The following is a 16,830-nucleotide window of genomic DNA, read 5'->3' as shown; positions in this document are numbered from 1 at the left end:
TCGCTGGATGTAAGACCGATCGATCGGGTCGCCATGGAGGCAAAAAAGCGTCTCGCGTCATGTGACGCCTTTGGGTACCATGTGCGGCTTTTCTCGCACCCAGGACAATCCGTCCACGCGCGCAGGACTGAGCCGATGTTGAACCGCCTACTCGACAATCATTTCAAGCTCGCCGAACACGATACCAACGTTCGTACCGAGGTCATCGCCGGGATCACCACCTTCCTGACCATGGCCTATATCATTTTCGTCAACCCCAGCATTCTCTCCCAAACCGGCATGGATTACGGTGCCGTGTTCGTCGCTACTTGTCTGGCGGCGGCGATCGGCTGTCTGATCATGGGGCTGTGGGCCAACTATCCGGTCGCTTTGGCGCCAGGCATGGGACTCAATGCCTTCTTCACCTACGGGGTGGTGATGGGCATGGGGTATTCCTGGGAAGCGGCACTCGGGGCAGTGTTCTTCTCTGGCTTGATCTTCTTTCTGCTGAGCATCTTCAAGATACGTGAGTGGATCATCAATTCCATTCCACAGTCGCTGCGTTTGGGCATTGCCGCAGGGATTGGGTTGTTTCTTGCCATGATCGCGTTGCAGAACGCTGGCATCGTGATCGATAACCCGGCGACGTTAGTCTCGTTGGGCAGCCTGACCGAGCCGGCAGCGATCTATACGTTGGTCGGTTTCTTTGCCATTTCGGCATTGGCGTATCTGCGCGTCACCGGGGCAGTGATGATTGGCATTCTTGCCGTGACGCTGGTGGCCACACTGCTTGGCCACAATGAATACGGCGGTATCCTGTCAATGCCTCCCTCCATTGCTCCCACCTTCATGGCTCTGGACTTGGCCGGTGCATTGGATCTGGCCATGCTCAGCGTGATCTTTGCCTTCCTTTTCGTCGATCTATTCGATACGTCCGGCACCTTGATCGGTGTGGCGCATCGTGGTGGTCTGCTCGATAAGGACGGCAAGCTTCCCCGACTCAAGAACGCTCTGATGGCCGACAGCACCGCTTCCATGGCGGGGTCCCTGTTGGGGACTTCGACCACCACCAGTTACATTGAAAGTGCTTCCGGGATCGCCTCGGGAGGGCGAACCGGTTTGACGGCGGTGGTGGTGGCGATCCTGTTCCTGATCAGCCTGTTCTTTTCTCCACTGGCTGGCTCGATCCCCGTTTTCGCTACGGCCGGGGCACTGCTTTATGTAGCGGTGCTGATGGCTGGTAGCCTGGCACATGCCAACTGGGATGACGTGACCGATGCGGCCCCTGTCTTGATCGCTGCCTTGGCGATGCCGTTGACATTCTCTATTGCCGAAGGGATTGCACTGGGTTTTATCAGTTATGCTGCTATCAAGACACTGTCGGGTCGTTTCAGCGACCTCAATCCGGCGGTGGTAGTATTGGCGATCGTCTTCGTTCTGAAATTCGTGTTCCTGGATTGAGGCCTTCGATGAGCATATATGGCGAGTACATCAAATCTGTCATTCGCACCGTCCCCGACTGGCCGCAGCCGGGGGTCAATTTTCGCGATATTACCCCGCTGCTGCAGAACAGTGCTGCATTCCGCAAATTGATCGACAGTTTCGTGCACCGCTATCAGGAGATGGAGCTGAATGCCATCGCCGCTATCGATGCCCGAGGATTTATCATCGGCGCTCCAGTGGCTTATGAACTGGGCTGCAGCTTCGTTCCGGTACGCAAGAAGGGCAAGTTGCCGTTCAAGACCATCAGCGAGACTTATACCTTGGAATACGGGCAGGCTGAGGTGGAGCTGCACTCCGATGCTTTCCGCGAAAATGATCGCATTCTGATCATGGATGACCTGATTGCTACCGGGGGTACCATGCTGGCCGCGGCCAAGTTGATTTCGCGCAGCGGAGGTCATGTGGTGGAAACGGCTACCATCATCGATCTCCCTGACCTGGGAGGGGCGCAGAAGATACGGGATGCCGGTTATGGCGTTTTCTCAGTGTGTTCCTTCACCGAAGACGAGTGATCCTCGTCTTCCTCTTTCGTAATCGGTATAGCTACCATGAGCGCTAATCGTTATCAGCAGCACTTCACCGTGTCCTGGGATCAACTTCATCGCGATGTTCGGGCGCTATGCCACAAGCTGGTGGAGCGTGATTTCAAGGGTATTGTCGCCATCACTCGTGGTGGTTTGATCCCTGCCGCATTGATTGCCCGCGAACTCAATGTGCGACTCATCGATACCGTCTGCATCAAGAGTTACGACCACATGGATCAAGGCGGGCTCGACGTGATGAAGGGAGTCGATCATGACGGCGATGGTTGGCTGCTGGTCGATGATCTGGTGGATACAGGCAAGACCGCACGAGCGGTACGTGACATGCTGCCCAAGGCGCATTTCGTGACCGTGTATGCCAAGCCTGAAGGACGGCCGTTGGTCGATCAATGCCTGACCGAGGTGGCCCAGGATTGCTGGATTCAATTCCCTTGGGACATGGGGGTTTCCTATGTGGAGCCGCTGGTTGACCAAGTGCGCAGTCAGGCGCCTGAGTAGTCAGACACTCATCCTAAAAGGACGTTGAAAGATGCCGGAATCTCCTCTCCCCGAGAGCTGGGACCGCTATCTGGGGGCTGAGTTCAAAGCCCCTTACATGCAACAGTTGCGAGACTTCCTTGCCCGGGAAAAGACATCCCGTAAGGTTATCTATCCCCACTCATCGAACTGGTTTCGCGCCTTCGAGTTGACGCCGCTCGACCAGGTGCGGGTCGTGATCCTGGGGCAGGATCCTTATCACGGTCCGAATCAGGCTCATGGGTTGTGCTTTTCGGTGCGTCCCAGTGTGCCGACGCCGCCATCGTTGCAGAACATCTACAAGGAATTGGCTCAGGATGTGGGATTCACACCGGTGAATCATGGATTCCTGGAAAGTTGGGCTCGACAGGGTGTGTTGTTGCTCAACACTTCACTGACAGTGGAGCAGGGGAATGCCGGTTCCCATCGTGGCCAGGGCTGGGAAACCTTTACCGATCGTGCCATTTCCGCTGTCAGTGAACATGGACTGCCCACTGTGTTCCTGTTGTGGGGCAGTCATGCTCGGCAGAAAAAGGCACTGGTGGATAGGCGTCGTCACTTGATACTGGAATCGCCACATCCTTCTCCACTGTCGGCCCATCGTGGCTTTTTCGGCAATCACCACTTTTCGAGTGCCAACGGGTTTCTGACTGAACAAGGGCGGGGAACCATCGACTGGCAATTGCCGGCCGAGCCGGTTTGATCTGACAGTGGCCTTAACCTGAACGCTCGATCAAGCTAAAATAGCGCGCAATTTGTCGCGCGCTGTCGTTGGTGATCCCGGCGAAGCAAAGGCAGCTTTCCCGTCCATCGAAGCGAGGACCATCCGCCATGAGCGTTCATGCCATCAATCACCCACTGGTCAAACACAAGTTGGGGCTGATGCGTGCTGCTGGTATCAGTACCAAGAGTTTTCGTGAGTTGGCCGGTGAGGTGGCCAAGTTGCTGACCTATGAAGCGACTCAGGATCTCGAGGTTGAAGCGTCGAGTATCGAGGGCTGGAATGGCGCCCAGGTGCCGGTGGAGCAGCTCAAGGGCAAGAAGGTGACGATTGTACCGATCCTGCGTGCCGGGCTCGGTATGCTCGATGGCGTCACCGATCTGATCCCCAGTGCCCGCATCAGTGTGGTAGGGCTTTATCGCGATGAAGAGACCCTTGAGCCGGTGCCCTATTTCGAAAAGTTCACCAACGATCTCAACGAGCGCTTGGCCATTGTCATCGACCCGATGTTGGCCACCGGAGGTACCATGGTGGCAACGTTGGACATGCTCAAGGCTCGGGGTTGCCCGCAGATGAAAGTGATCGTACTGGTGGCCGCTCCCGAAGGTATCAAGCGCGTACAGGATGCCTATCCCGAGGTCGAGATCTATACCGCGGCCATCGACGAACGCCTCGACAAGAACGGCTATATCGTGCCTGGCCTCGGAGACGCTGGGGATAAGATATTCGGTACCCGTTGATGAAAGCACGGCCACAGGAATTGATGCCCTTGGATGTTATCAAGGGCATTTTTTTGCGCAGGATGTCATTGAGTTGACTGGAGAATAACGAAATGAGCAATACGACGACCGCAGCGGCAGCCGAACCGGTGAGTTCCTGGCCGCGAACGCTACTGACTGGGGCGCAAATGCTGTTCGTGGCCTTTGGCGCGTTAGTCTTGGTACCACTGCTGACTGGCCTCGATCCCAGTGTGGCCTTGTTTACTGCCGGTGCTGGCACCTTGGTGTTCCACGCAGTGACGCGTCAGAGTGTGCCAGTGTTCTTGGCATCGTCGTTTGCTTTCATCGCTCCTATACAAGGCTCGGTGGCAAACTTTGGGGTCTCTGCGACGCTGGGTGGGCTGATGGCCTCGGGCCTGGTATACGTGGTCATGTCCCAGTTCGTACGCCTCAAAGGGACGGCCTGGTTGAACCGTTTGTTGCCGGCGGTGGTGGTCGGGCCGGTGATCATGGTCATTGGCTTGGCGCTGGCTCCTGTGGCAGTCAGTATGGCGACTGGCGAGACCAGCGAGCATATCGGTTACGGCCAGGCGATCATCCTGTCGATGATCAGCCTGCTGGTGACCCTGGTATTGGCGGTGTTCGGACGTGGTCTGCTGCGCCTGGTACCCATCATGGGAGGGATCGTCACCGGCTATCTGCTGGCATTGGCCATGGGAGTGGTGGACTTTGCCCCGATACGTGATGCAGGGTGGTTCGAACTGCCTAACTTCACCACACCAACTTTTCACTGGGCGGCGATTCTGTTCATGATCCCGGTAGCCATCGCGCCGGCCGTGGAGCATATCGGTGATATGGTGGCGATCGGTTCTGTGACGCGAAAGAATTATCTGGAGAAACCTGGTTTGCATCGCACCCTATTGGGTGATGGTTTGGCGACTTCTATAGCGGCTCTGTTTGGTGGTCCTCCCAATACTACCTATTCCGAAGTCACCGGCGCTGTGACCCTGACCCGTGCCTTCAACCCTAAAATCATGGTGGTTGCTGCCTGCGTTGCCATTCTCCTGGCCTTCGTGGCCAAGCTTGGGGCTTTGCTGCAGACGATTCCTGGCCCGGTGATGGGAGGGATCATGACGCTGTTGTTCGGTTCGATTGCGGTGGTGGGCATGAACACACTGGTTCGTGCTGGGCACTCCTTGACTGCCCCGCGCAATCTGGTGGTGGTGTCACTCATTCTGGTATTCGGTATTGGCGGCATGCAGATCGGTGGTGGTCAATTCGTCCTTCAGGGCGTCAGCCTGGCGGCGTTAGTGGGAATCGTGTTGAACTGGGTGCTTCCACCGGCCGACGAATAGCCGTTAAAAGAAGCGGTAAGTCGAAAGCGATAAGCTGTAAGTGAAAATCTCTCATATCGGATCGATTGATAGTGGAGGCTGCTGGCTTACAGCTCTCATGCATGGTGCTGAGCATTTCCGCCGTCCGAGAAAGAGGGCGGGTTGTTGGCGCTGACGATGACGCATTCGCTGTCGCTGACATTACGGAATCGATGCGGAAGACGCGAGTCGAAGTAATAGGCGTCACCGGCAGTCAAAAGCTGAACGTCGCCGCCTACGGTGAGTTCGATAGTGCCTGAGATGATGACGCCACCTTCTTCGCCATCATGCTCGAGCATGTCCTCCCCCGTGTCGGCACCGGGGGGGTAGCGCTCGTGAAGGATCGACATGCGGCGGTTGGGTCGTCGGGCGCCCACCAGGCGCCAGGAGAGGATCCCATCACCGATTTCAGTGAGTTCGCTGGCACGATAGAAAACTTGCTCGCGTGATAGCTGCTCGCCGGCGAAGAACTCGCTGATGGTCACCGGCAAGGCATCGAGTATTTTCTTTAGTGAGCTGACCGAAGGACTGACGCTATTTTGCTCGATCAGCGAGATCGTGCTGTTGGTGACTCCGGCGCGTTTGGCTAGTTCGCGTTGAGAGAGATCACGTTGTACTCGGAGTTGCTTGAGACGCGCACCGACGTCGAATCCACTCATTGTCCGCCCTTGTCAGTCATAATGAAGATTCGTTCTTGTTGAAGATCCTTGACACCATCATACCGGCTTATGAGCTTGAACATAACCACCACCATCTGTCGTTATCGAGATGACTTTCGTCTCGATTCAGTCGTTTGGCGCTGTGAGTCATGGCGTCGTCTGAGGTAGGCTTGGGGTAGGGCAATGCTGCTTTTGACCGCTTGGACAAATGTGGTGTCATGCTCGTATTATCATATCCATATTCTGCGGAGAGCCACTCATGCACCCGGAGCAGATAAGCGGCCTGATTCTTGCCGGTGGGCAGGGGCGCCGTATGGGCGGTCGCGACAAAGGGCTGGAGCCATTTGCCGGTCGGATGTTGATTGACCATGTTCTGGATCGTCTACGTCCTTTTGTTGCCGAGGTGCTGGTCAATGCCAACCGTCACTTGGAAGCCTACGGTCGTTTGGGGGCACGGGTGATCGCTGATCGCGAGGACGGTTATCAAGGGCCCTTGATGGGAATCTGGAGCGGATTGTCGGAAGCCAGAACGCCGTGGGTGATCGTCGCCCCCTGCGATAGCCCGGTGTTACCGGACAATCTGGTGGAGAGATTGGCAGCTGGCTGCGGTGAATGCGATATCGCCGTGGCCCATGACGGCGAGCGAGCCCATCCCGTGGTGGCGATGATACGTCGCGATTTGGTTGATGATCTGGGAGCAGCGCTGGCCGACGGTGAACGCAAGATCGATCGTTGGTACGCGCGCCACGCGTGGTGTCATGTGGATTTCAGCGATTGCCCACATGCGTTTGCCAACCTAAATACCGAGCAGGACAAGGCTCGGCTCGAACGATGGTTGAAGTCATGAAGCAGCCTTCTCTAAAGCTCGAGAGCGAATCCTTACCGCTGTTGGGCATTGCCGCCTGGAGCGGGACTGGCAAGACGACGCTGCTGGAAAGCCTGCTGCCGAGATTACGGCAGCGGAACCTGCAAGTCGCGGTGATCAAGCATGCCCATCACGCCTTCGATGTGGACCAGCCGGGTAAGGATAGTTACCGTCTGCGTCAGGCCGGTGCTACCCCGATGCTGGTTGCCTCACGGGCGCGTATGGCACTGATGATGGAGACACCCGACCAAGAGGAGCCGGACTTGGCGACTCTGATAGAGGCCTTGCGGCCGCTCGCGCCGGATCTGGTGTTAGTGGAAGGGTTCAAGGCTTGGCCGCTGCCCAAGCTGGAACTGCACCGCGAGTCGCTCGGGAAGCCGTTGTTGGCTTGGGAAGATCCTTGGATTCGTGGTGTTGCCAGCAACAGCGAGCTGGCGTTGCCGCCTCACGTCGAATCACTTGACCTCGACGATATCGAGGCTTTGACCGAGTGGATCGCTGATTGGCCCCGGCGTTGGCCGCAGATGCGGTTTCCGAGACTGATGGAGATTGCTCCATGAGTCTGTCGTGTTTCGATCTCGGCGAGCGGATGCTGTCGGTGGAGGAAGCGCTGGCGGCATTGCGGGAGTTTTCACCTCCGATGCTGGGAAGTGAAACGCTTGGTTTAGAGGCATTGCCGGAGCGGGTTCTGGCAGAAGACATTCATTCGACGATCGATGTACCTCAGAACACCAATGCCGCGATGGATGGTATCGCCTTGGCTTGGCCGCAGGATGCCTCATTGCTTCCCGAACGTTGGCTTCGGGTGGGAGAAGTGCTGGCTGGGTCTCGTTATTCGGGGGGCGAGGTGGCCCCAGGGTGTGCTGTGGCGATTACCACCGGAGCGCCGCTACCAGCGGGTACCGATACGGTGATCATGCGCGAACAGCTTCAGGAAATGCATCAGGAAGGACGGGACTGGATCACGGTCGAGCGGGCGGAAACGGTTCGCCTGGGCCAGAACGTGCGCCAGGCCGGTGAGGACATCTGCCGCGGAAGCCTGGCGTTGTCCCGCGGTACACGTCTGAGACCTCAACATTTGGGGCTTTTGGCTTCGTTGGGGGTGGCAACGGTGAAGGTGCATCGTCGTCCTCGTGTTGCCGTATTCTCTACCGGTGATGAGGTCACCGCTCCTGGTGAGACCTTGAGCGAGGCCGGTATATTCGATGCCAATCGCTTTTCCCTGCGTGGCCTGTTGATGAAGTTTGGTTGCGAACTCCTCGATCTGGGGATTCTTCCTGACGAGCGGAATCGGATCCAGGCCGTGCTCGAACATGCCGCAAGCGACGCTGATATGGTGATTACCAGTGGCGGCGTATCGGTAGGGCAGGCCGATTGGATCCGGCCAGCCTTGAGCAATAGTGGCGATCTCGGTTTCTGGCGAATTGCCATACGTCCAGGTAGGCCTCTGGCTTTCGGGCACTTGGGCGCTCGCCGCATACCATTCTTTGGGCTTCCCGGTAACCCAGTGGCGGTGATGGTGACTTTTTTGCAATTCGTGCAACCCATGCTTCGCCATCTACAGGGGGAGGCGAACTGGTCTCCATGGCGTTTGACGGCTCTAGCTGAAGCGTCACTAAAGAGCCGGCGTGGTCGCGTGGATTTCCTGCGCGGCGTCTATCATGCTGATGACAAAGGACAGCTCTGGGTGCGAAGCACCGGTCGTCAAGGCTCGGGAATCCTGTCGTCGATGGTCGCTGCAAACTGTTTGATCGAGATCGCGGCCGAGAGAGTCGGCGTGGAGCCGGGAGAGGCCGTGATCGTACAACCCTTTGGTGAATTGACATGAGTTTGACCCATCTCAACGTCCGCGGCGAAGCCCATATGGTGGACATCGCCGATAAATCCGAAAGCCAGCGTGAGGCTATCGCCAGCGGACATATCGCCATGCGACCGGAAACCTTGGCGTTGCTGGTGGAAGGTGGCTTGCCCAAGGGCGATGTGCTGGCGACGGCTCGCATTGCTGGGATTCAGGCCGCTAAGCGTACTCACGAACTCATCCCGTTATGCCATGCGTTGGCACTCTCCAAGGTGGCGATCGACTTCCATCTCGATGAAGAGGCGTCCCGCGTGGAAGTCTCGGCAACCTGCCGTCTGAACGGACGTACGGGAGTGGAAATGGAAGCTTTGACTGCCGTGTCGGTTGCCTGCCTCACTCTCTATGACATGTGCAAGGCGGTCGATAAGGGGATGCAGATCGGTGCGATTCGTCTCGAATCCAAGACCGGTGGTAAATCGGGTGATTATCGACGTGAAGCGGATGAAAGTGAAGCGCCGATCGTTACCGGAGAATATCGCAGTGGTGAGGTCAGTGTGGGAATGCGTGCCGACCTGCCGTGCGTGCGAGTCAAATGCCTGGCCGAGTTGCGGGAGCGTTTGGGGGTGAGCGATCTCGATGTTCCCTTCGATAGCTTGGAAGAGCAGAATGTCGCAGGCCTGAAAGCGGCGCTGAAGGCCAGGGACGATCGCTTTGCCCGGCTCGAGGACGCGCGTATCCTGTGCGCCGTCAATCAGGTCATGGGCGGTGATAGCACTCCCTTGACTGCCGACGATGAAGTGGCCTTCTTTCCCCCGGTCACGGGAGGTTGAAGATGATCCGCGTGCAACATGAGCCTTTCGATCCGGGACGTGAGCAACGAGCCTTGATACAAGGGCGTAGCGACATTGGCGCCGTGGTGAGTTTTACTGGCTTGGTTCGTGACTTCAATGAGCGTCCAGAGGTGGAAGCGCTGACATTGGAGCATTATCCAGGAATGACTGAGTCGGCACTGACTGATATCGTCAAGGAAGCCGAAAGCCGCTGGCCACTTCAGGGGGTATGTGTCATCCATCGTGTCGGTCGATTGACACCCGGAGATCCGATCGTACTGGTAGTGGTTGCCAGTGCACATCGACGAGAAGCCTTCGAGGCTTGCGACTTCATCATGGACTATCTCAAGACGCGTGCGCCTTTCTGGAAGAAGGAGCATACCTCTTCGGGCCACTATTGGGTGGCCGAGCGGGCAAGCGATCAGCGAGATGCCAGGCGTTGGGAGGAGCCATGACAACAACGCTAATCGACAACTTCGATCGCCGGGTGCGTTATGTACGCATCTCAGTCACCGATCGCTGTGATTTCCGTTGTGTCTATTGCATGAGCGAAGACATGACATTTCTTCCTCGGGCACAAATATTGACGTTGGAAGAGTTGGCGATGGTTGCCCGTGCCTTTACCGAGCTGGGCGTAGAAAAGATACGCTTGACTGGTGGCGAGCCACTAGTGCGGCGTGGGATCGAGCAGTTGGTCGATGAGATTGGCTCGTTGCCCGGCCTCAAGGATTTTGCCATGACCACCAACGGAGCTGGTTTGGTCAAATATGCTCGAGCCTTGCGGGAAGGTGGTCTGAAACGCCTCAACATCAGCCTGGATTCATTGGATGCCGACAAGTTTCATCGTCTCACGCGTACGGGCAAGCTGGACAAGGTGATTGCCGGGATTCACGCTGCACGTGAGGCTGGGTTCGAGCGGATCAAGCTCAATGCGGTCATTCTCAAGAATCGCAATGACGATGAAGTACTTGATCTGGTTGAGTTCGCGCGAGATGAGGGAGTGGATATCAGCTTCATCGAAGAGATGCCGTTGGGCGACGTCTCCGATCACTCGAGGGCTGAAACCTACTGTTCCAGCGATCAGGTTCAGTCGATAATCGAGCAACGACACGCGTTGACACCGACCACGGAAACCACTCTCGGACCGTCACGCTATTTTCGCATGCCCGACAGCGACACCCGCATTGGCTTCATTTCACCTCATAGTCATAACTTCTGTTCGACCTGCAATCGTGTCCGAGTCACGGTGGAAGGGCGTCTGTTGCTGTGTCTGGGCAATGAGCACTCGATAGATCTGCGTGCGGTATTGCGTCGTTACCCAGGTGACATGGATGCACTCAAGGCGGCGATCATTGGGGCCATGCCACTCAAGCCTGAGCGTCACCACTTCACGACCGATGGTGATGTCCAAGTGGTGCGGTTCATGAACATGACGGGTGGTTGAAAGTCTACTCTTCGGGTTTGCTCCTGGATGGAGCAAACCCGAGATTGATAGTTGGCCTGAATACCTAGTGCTTACTTTCTCTCTTACTCACATCTCCTTCGAAAGGTTTTTTCGACGACACCTCCTTTGTTCCCATTCTTGATGTCGGTCGAGAAATATTCCAACTTGATGATACGCCAACTCCCGTAAACCGGGCATTTCCGTTTTTTGCTTTCAATGGTTCGTCAAAGCGGTAAAAGTTAATGGCGGGATTTTCTTGCCAAGGTGGCGTAAAGGCATATACTTTTTACGATAAAACCATGGAATCCCTTTTCTCTACCCTCAGAATGGAGGAGGCCAATGTCTTCCGAAACCTTGGAACGCATCGCCCGCAATAAGAATGTCGCTCGTGCAGCAGCACGTCAGCTTAGTATGGAGCAGTTGAACAAGCTGGCAGAAGTGATAGGCGAAGTGATTGAACAGAAGCAGGACGAAGATAAGAAGCGCCAGGAAGAAGAGGCGCTAAAGGAACGCAAGCTGGCGGAAATTCGTGAAGCGATCAATGATGCCGGTTTGTCATTGGATGACCTGGTTTCCGAGCAGCCCAAGCGCCGCCGCGGTAGGCCGCCGAAGAATGCCAGCAAGACCTGAACTGGGTCTGGTTATCGTGCAATGAAAAAAGCGGACATAGGTCCGCTTTTTTCATTGCCAATCGTTGCATAGTGTTTCGTTTCCTGGCTCCACCATCACGGAGGTTCGGCTGCCAGGAGTTGCAGATGTACTTCCGGCATGTGGCGCAGGTGGTGTGTCAGGTATTGTATCAGCGGAGGATGTAGTTGATTGCGCAACTCCATAAGGCTTTCGGCTGTCATCCTGGCCAATCGCTCATCCAGCCAGTCAGCGAAGGCATCTTCATCCAGAGTCGTCGAAGCACTGGAGTCGAGAAGGAGACGCCCGATACGTGCCCATCCTTGATCGAGTGGAGTGACCGGCAGGGCTAGGAAGAGGCTGCCATGCCGTGGATGGCTGTGCTCTGTCTTACCGGCGAGTGCCGGTAAAGGAGTCACCGCATCCTGCTCGATGATGCAAGGTGGTTGTGGATGTCGGGATTCGCAGGTCAGACCCCCCTGATCAAAGCGGATCAAGTCGCCATCGGTCGGTATCAATGGCGCATGAATGCCACGTGACTCAGCTAGTTCACAGTGGGCTCGTTGGTGGCGATATTCGCCATGTACCGGTAAGAGATGGCGAGGCTTGACCCAGTCATAGAAGGTGCGGAGCTCTTCCTGTGCTGGATGTCCTGAGGCGTGTAATTCGGGGTGATTGTGCTCGTCGTAGAGAGTGACGCCAAGACGTTCGAGCGAGCGCTGCAGACGTTCTATCAAGCGTTCATTGCCGGGGATGGCCTTGGCAGAAAAAATCACGCTATCGCCCGCCATCAGCTCGAAATGGGGGTGGTTGCCATGCGCCAGTCTCGAGAGGGCTGCCCGGGGCTCCCCTTGGCTACCGGTGGCAATGACCAGTACTTCTTCCGGGGGGAGATAACCCAAGTCGCGTACTGGCACCAGCGGTGGCAAATCCTCCAGATAACCGAGCCCCCGGGCAATCCCCACCATACGCTCCATGGAACGTCCCATCAGGCTGACCCGACGCCCGTAACGTGCTGCCGCTCGTGCGGCGGCCAAGACGCGTGCCAGGTTGCTGGCAAAACAAGTCACGATGACACGTCCAGGGCAATCGGCTAGCGTTCGCTCCAGTGCTCGGGCTACCTCGCCTTCGCTGCGCGAATGGCCAGGAACTGGAGCATTGGTTGAATCGCCGACGAGTAGATCCACCGGTGCCAAGGCACGAAATGTCGTTTCGTCGGTAGGTGGGCCTATCAATGGTTCTGGATCCAGCTTCCAGTCCCCGGTATGCAATACCCGATACTGTGAAGTGGTGATCAGCAGGGCGCAGCTCTCGGGGATCGAATGTGTCAAAGACAGGAAGCGCAGGCTGAAGGGACCGCTTTCCATGGCTTCACCGGGCTCGATGACATGAATATCGTCGGTGACCAGGCCGCGCTCGAGGAACTTGGCGCGCAACAAACCGGCAGCTAGTGGAGGAGCATGGATGGGGCAACCCCAGTGTGGCCAAAGCCAGGCCGCAGCCCCGATATGATCTTCGTGGCCATGGGTAATGATCAATGCGCGCGGTGTGATCCGCAGTGATTCGAGGGTGGATAGGTTAGGAACCTGCAAGGGACTCCCGGGTAAGTCCTGGCGAATCATCATGCCGCAATCGACAGCGATCCAGTGGTCGTCTTGCCCGTATAGCGAGAGGTTCATTCCTATTTCCCCGCAGCCGCCAAGGGGCAGAAAACTCAAGGGTGAGCGGCGGCGAGGGCGAATCTGTACTCGGGATTGCAGCATGATGGATACAGGCCTGTAAACGATGAATCCATCATACGGGATAGGAGGGAGGCGTCACAACGCGCATGACTGGATGCCGCTGAATTCGCTACACTATTGGGCCTTGCACCACTTCATATGGCGGTTTGCCGATGTCGCATTATTATCGTCTGCTCGTATCCTGTCCCGATCGTGTAGGTATCGTGGCACGCGTGTCAGGATTCATTGCTAGTCAAGGCGGCTCGATCACAGAGGCCAATCAGCATTCCGATCTGGCCACTGGGCGGTTTTTCATGCGCTATGAGATCCTTGCCGATTCTGTGGGGCTGGACGCCGATGCGTTTCGCCGTGCCTTTGCCCCCATCGCGGAAGACTTCACCATGGAATGGACGTTGACCGATACGGCGAAGCGGCCACGGGTGGTACTCATGGTGTCCAGGGAATCGCACTGTCTGGTGGATCTGTTATATCGCTGGACGGCAGGAGAGCTCGATTGCGATATCCCCTGTGTGATTTCCAATCACGAGGATATGCGGGCGTTGGTCGAGTGGCATGGGATTCCCTATCACCATGTGCCGGTAGAAGCTGATGACAAGTCCGCAGCATTCGCCCAAGTGGAGCGACTGGTCGAAGAGGTCGAGGCTGACACCCTTGTGCTGGCACGTTACATGCAAATCTTGCCCCCTGGGCTTTGTGAACGTCATGCCGGACGAGTGATCAACATCCATCACAGCTTTCTACCATCCTTCGTCGGTGCCAAGCCCTACCATCAGGCATATGAGCGTGGCGTCAAGCTGATCGGGGCCACTTGCCATTATGTCACTCAGGAACTCGATGCTGGACCGATCATCGAACAGGACATCCATCGTGTTAGCCATTGCCACACGGCAGATGACTTGGTGCGCTTTGGTCGTGACGTGGAAAAGACGGTATTGGCGCGCGGTCTGCGCTGGCATTTGCAGGATCGCGTCCTCATTCACGGCAACAAGACCGTGGTCTTTGCCTGAGTGGCATGACATGACCCCTTCTCAGGTGTGGTATGACCTTCGTTGACATCGTGCTTGCGCCCTGGATGCTGGGGCTATGCGGACTGTTGAGTCTGGTCATGCTAGGGCTTGCGATAGGTCAGAAACCATGGCGTTCTCTGGTGGCCGATCGTGGGTTACAGCATCGTGTGATGGCTGCCGCTATCACGGTCATGTTGTTCTGGCAGCTCCGCGCCCAGGCGGTGGATTGGCTTAGTCTACATTTGATGTTCACGGCGTTGTTGACGCTGGTGTTCAAGGCGCCGTTGGCATTGCTGATCAACTTGTTGGTTAACCTGGCGATGGTCGTGATAGGCAGGACCGCGTGGCCACTACTGGGAGTCAATCTGCTGATCAGTGGTGTGGTGCCAGTAATGGTGATGGTAATGGTCTGGCGCCTGGTCGACCGCTATCTGCCTGATAACTTGCCAGTCTTCGTTTTCGTGTGTGGCTTTTTCGGTACTGCACTGGCCACCTTGGCCAGTGGTCTGACGATGATCATTGTCGCCTGGTTGGCGGCTGCAGACTCCCAAGTGTGGTTCTTCATTCAGGAGTATGCGCTCTTCCTGCCGCTGCTGATGCCATCCGAGGCCTTTATCACCGGCATGCTATTGAGCTTGCTGGTGGTTTACCACCCACACTGGGTTGCTACCTTCAACCGCCACCGTTACATCGATACCAAGTAAGCAGGGCTTCCTGATCATAGGGGCAAGCTTAGTTGGCGCCTGGCATCGCGTGGTTCCAGGCGCACCCCTACGCCGAGTAGACGAACCGGCCGCTTGGCACGTTGCCATGCCTGGGCGAGCAGGGCAGCGAAGTTCTCGTGACTGATCGAATATCCTCCACTCTCCAGGGTGGTGAGACTGAAGTCATCGAAGCGGACCTTGACGAACAACTTGTCCAGCCGAGGTTGGCCGTGACGCTGCAAACGCTCATCGAGACGTTCGACAAGTGGCGATAGGGCTGCCTGGCAGGTGGCGAGGTCGGGAAGGTCACGCTCGAAGGTGGTTTCGACACTGACCGACTTGCGTTCACGTTCGACCTTGACTTCGCGCTCGTCGATACCGCGGGCAAGCTCGTGAAGACGCTGGCCGAACTTGCCGAAACGGGTGACCAGTGCATCCATGGTCCAGTGGCGCAGATCCTCGCAGGTTTCTACTCCCATGGCATCGAGTTTGGCCGCATTGGCGGGGCCTACGCCATGCAGACGTTTCACTGGCAAATGACGCACGAAATCGTCGACTTGCTCGGGCGCGATCACGTATAGGCCATCAGGCTTGTCCCAATCGCTGGCAATCTTGGCCAGGAACTTGGAAGGGGCGGCGCCTACCGAAATGGTGATTCCGGTTCGACGTAGGGTTTCTTCCTTCAGCCAGCGTGCCATCCAGGTGGCGCTACCGTGAAAACGTTCGACGTCGCTGACATCGAGAAACGCTTCGTCCAGCGATAGCGGCTCCACCAGAGGCGTGAGTTCAGAAAAAATGGTCTGTATCTCTCGGGAGACTGCCCGGTAACGTTCGAAGTCACCCGGTAGCAGAATCAGGTCGGGACACAGGCGTAACGCCCTTGCGGTGGGCATGGCCGAGCGCACGCCGAAAGCGCGTGCCGGATAGTTGCAAGTAGCGATGACCCCACGCCGTTCGGCACTACCGCCGATAGCCAGCGGTACTTCACGTAAGGCGGGGTTGTCGCGCATCTCGACCGCGGCGTAGAAGCAGTCGCAATCGGCATGCAGGATCTTTCTCGGTTTCATGCCTGGCGAGTAAAGAAAGCTCTAGTGGAGTGCCTGGCCGTTACCGCCGCGGATCACGCCTACACCGATGCCTTCGATTTCCAGTTCCTGATGGCGCAAGTCGATTTCGATCGGTGCGAAATCAGGATTCTCGGCGATTAGCCATACCTTGTGCCCTTGGCGTTTGAAGCGCTTGACGGTGACGTCGTCTTCCAGGCGTGCAACGACGATTTGACCATCGCGAACACGGTTGGTGCGATGTACGGCCAATAGGTCACCTTCGAGGATACCGACATCCTGCATCGATAAGCCGCGCACACGTAGCAGGTAGTCAGCACGGGGAGAGAAGAAGTCTGGTGGCATAGGGCAGTAACGGTCGATATGTTCGGCAGCCAGAATGGGACTGCCTGCGGCAACGTCGCCAATGATGGGTAGACCGCTGGCGGTCTGGCCATCGCCCTCATCGACTCTGCTCTCCGCTTCCTGGTTGGCCAGACGGATGCCTCGGGAGGTGCCGGCTACCATGCGAATCACGCCTTTTTTACTGAGGGCGCGCAAGTGTTCCTCGGCGGCATTGGGGGAGCGAAAGCCCAGTGCCCTGGCGATCTCGGCGCGGGTTGGCGGATAGCCAAGCTCGTGCATGGTCTTGACGATGAAGTCGTAGACATTCTGCTGACGCGGTGTGAGAGGGCGGGTCATGGGACCTCCACAGCGGGATTGAGTTGGATTTGTTCAAGTATACAGCATGGGATTAC

At 56.9% G+C, this 16,830-nt stretch carries 19 protein-coding genes; 15 read left to right on the top strand and 4 right to left on the bottom strand.

The window, feature by feature from the left end:
• The first annotated feature begins 135 nt into the window (after positions 1 to 135).
• From L861_RS04330 to L861_RS04305, 6 genes are all read left to right on the top strand, one after another.
• Positions 136 to 1,440 carry an NCS2 family permease gene (locus L861_RS04330; protein ID WP_016415343.1) on the top strand — a complete coding sequence of 435 codons (1,305 nt, stop codon included), beginning with the start codon at positions 136 to 138 and terminating at the stop codon, positions 1,438 to 1,440.
• Between the two features lie 8 nt (positions 1,441 to 1,448).
• Entirely contained in the window at positions 1,449 to 1,994 is a 546-nt protein-coding gene (locus L861_RS04325) for an adenine phosphoribosyltransferase (protein ID WP_016415342.1), read from the top strand.
• 36 nt (positions 1,995 to 2,030) lie between these two features.
• On the top strand, positions 2,031 to 2,522 hold the full coding sequence (gene gpt / locus L861_RS04320; RefSeq protein WP_016415341.1) for a xanthine phosphoribosyltransferase: 492 nt from the start codon (positions 2,031 to 2,033) through the stop codon (positions 2,520 to 2,522).
• Positions 2,523 to 2,553: 31 nt separating this feature from the next.
• Positions 2,554 to 3,243: a uracil-DNA glycosylase gene (gene ung / locus L861_RS04315; RefSeq protein ID WP_016415340.1), complete on the top strand. Its 690-nt coding sequence runs from the start codon at positions 2,554 to 2,556 to the stop codon at positions 3,241 to 3,243.
• Positions 3,244 to 3,371: 128 nt separating this feature from the next.
• A complete protein-coding gene (upp, locus tag L861_RS04310) occupies positions 3,372 to 4,001 on the top strand; it encodes a uracil phosphoribosyltransferase (RefSeq protein WP_016415338.1) in 630 nt (209 codons plus the stop codon).
• A gap of 92 nt (positions 4,002 to 4,093) precedes the next feature.
• On the top strand, positions 4,094 to 5,335 hold the full coding sequence (locus L861_RS04305; protein ID WP_016415337.1) for a uracil-xanthine permease family protein: 1,242 nt from the start codon (positions 4,094 to 4,096) through the stop codon (positions 5,333 to 5,335).
• A gap of 95 nt (positions 5,336 to 5,430) precedes the next feature.
• Here L861_RS04305 and L861_RS04300 read toward each other — a convergent pair whose 3' ends face one another.
• Complete coding sequence (locus L861_RS04300; protein WP_016415336.1) at positions 5,431 to 6,012, bottom strand: cupin domain-containing protein; 582 nt, start codon at positions 6,010 to 6,012, stop codon at positions 5,431 to 5,433.
• Between the two features lie 259 nt (positions 6,013 to 6,271).
• On the opposite strand from L861_RS04300, the gene mobA reads away from it, so the two are divergent.
• From mobA to L861_RS04265, 7 genes are all read left to right on the top strand, one after another.
• The gene (gene mobA, locus L861_RS04295; RefSeq protein WP_016415334.1) at positions 6,272 to 6,859 is read left to right on the top strand and encodes a molybdenum cofactor guanylyltransferase MobA; all 588 of its coding nucleotides are present in this window, start codon (positions 6,272 to 6,274) and stop codon (positions 6,857 to 6,859) included.
• Positions 6,856 to 7,437 carry a molybdopterin-guanine dinucleotide biosynthesis protein B gene (gene mobB / locus L861_RS04290; RefSeq protein ID WP_016415333.1) on the top strand — a complete coding sequence of 194 codons (582 nt, stop codon included), beginning with the start codon at positions 6,856 to 6,858 and terminating at the stop codon, positions 7,435 to 7,437. Before mobA ends, mobB begins: the two co-directional genes overlap by 4 nt.
• Complete coding sequence (gene moeA, locus L861_RS04285; RefSeq protein WP_016415332.1) at positions 7,434 to 8,705, top strand: molybdopterin molybdotransferase MoeA; 1,272 nt, start codon at positions 7,434 to 7,436, stop codon at positions 8,703 to 8,705. Before mobB ends, moeA begins: the two co-directional genes overlap by 4 nt.
• Entirely contained in the window at positions 8,702 to 9,505 is an 804-nt protein-coding gene (gene moaC / locus L861_RS04280) for a cyclic pyranopterin monophosphate synthase MoaC (protein WP_016415331.1), read from the top strand. The genes moeA and moaC overlap by 4 nt, the downstream gene beginning before the upstream one ends.
• Before the next feature lie 2 nt (positions 9,506 to 9,507).
• Positions 9,508 to 9,960 carry a molybdopterin synthase catalytic subunit MoaE gene (moaE, locus tag L861_RS04275; protein ID WP_016415330.1) on the top strand — a complete coding sequence of 151 codons (453 nt, stop codon included), beginning with the start codon at positions 9,508 to 9,510 and terminating at the stop codon, positions 9,958 to 9,960.
• Complete coding sequence (moaA, locus tag L861_RS04270) at positions 9,957 to 10,949, top strand: GTP 3',8-cyclase MoaA (protein ID WP_016415329.1); 993 nt, start codon at positions 9,957 to 9,959, stop codon at positions 10,947 to 10,949. The genes moaE and moaA overlap by 4 nt, the downstream gene beginning before the upstream one ends.
• Positions 10,950 to 11,288: 339 nt before the next feature.
• Positions 11,289 to 11,579 (top strand): H-NS family histone-like protein, encoded by a 291-nt coding sequence (locus tag L861_RS04265; protein ID WP_016415328.1) that lies wholly within the window; start codon positions 11,289 to 11,291, stop codon positions 11,577 to 11,579.
• Positions 11,580 to 11,674: 95 nt separating this feature from the next.
• Here the strand turns inward: L861_RS04265 and L861_RS04260 are convergent, their stop codons facing one another.
• Positions 11,675 to 13,255, bottom strand: a complete 1,581-nt coding sequence (locus tag L861_RS04260) for a ribonuclease J (protein WP_016415327.1) — start codon at positions 13,253 to 13,255, stop codon at positions 11,675 to 11,677.
• A 215-nt stretch (positions 13,256 to 13,470) separates the two neighbouring features.
• Here L861_RS04260 and purU point away from each other — a divergent pair, with 215 nt between their 5' ends.
• Together purU and L861_RS04250 are read left to right on the top strand one after the other, a co-directional pair.
• Positions 13,471 to 14,325 (top strand): formyltetrahydrofolate deformylase, encoded by an 855-nt coding sequence (gene purU / locus L861_RS04255; protein ID WP_016415326.1) that lies wholly within the window; start codon positions 13,471 to 13,473, stop codon positions 14,323 to 14,325.
• 32 nt (positions 14,326 to 14,357) lie between these two features.
• A complete protein-coding gene (locus L861_RS04250) occupies positions 14,358 to 15,029 on the top strand; it encodes an energy-coupling factor ABC transporter permease (RefSeq protein WP_016415325.1) in 672 nt (223 codons plus the stop codon).
• Positions 15,030 to 15,043: 14 nt separating this feature from the next.
• Here the strand turns inward: L861_RS04250 and dinB are convergent, their stop codons facing one another.
• Both dinB and lexA read right to left on the bottom strand, forming a co-directional pair.
• Positions 15,044 to 16,096 carry a DNA polymerase IV gene (gene dinB / locus L861_RS04245; protein WP_016415324.1) on the bottom strand — a complete coding sequence of 351 codons (1,053 nt, stop codon included), beginning with the start codon at positions 16,094 to 16,096 and terminating at the stop codon, positions 15,044 to 15,046.
• A gap of 21 nt (positions 16,097 to 16,117) precedes the next feature.
• On the bottom strand, positions 16,118 to 16,774 hold the full coding sequence (lexA, locus tag L861_RS04240) for a transcriptional repressor LexA (RefSeq protein WP_016415323.1): 657 nt from the start codon (positions 16,772 to 16,774) through the stop codon (positions 16,118 to 16,120).
• Positions 16,775 to 16,830: the final 56 nt, after the last annotated feature.

Source organism: Litchfieldella anticariensis FP35 = DSM 16096, from assembly GCF_000409775.1.
In the GTDB taxonomy this organism is placed as follows: domain Bacteria; phylum Pseudomonadota; class Gammaproteobacteria; order Pseudomonadales; family Halomonadaceae; genus Litchfieldella; species Litchfieldella anticariensis.
This window is presented reverse-complemented; position numbering and strand designations above follow the sequence as displayed.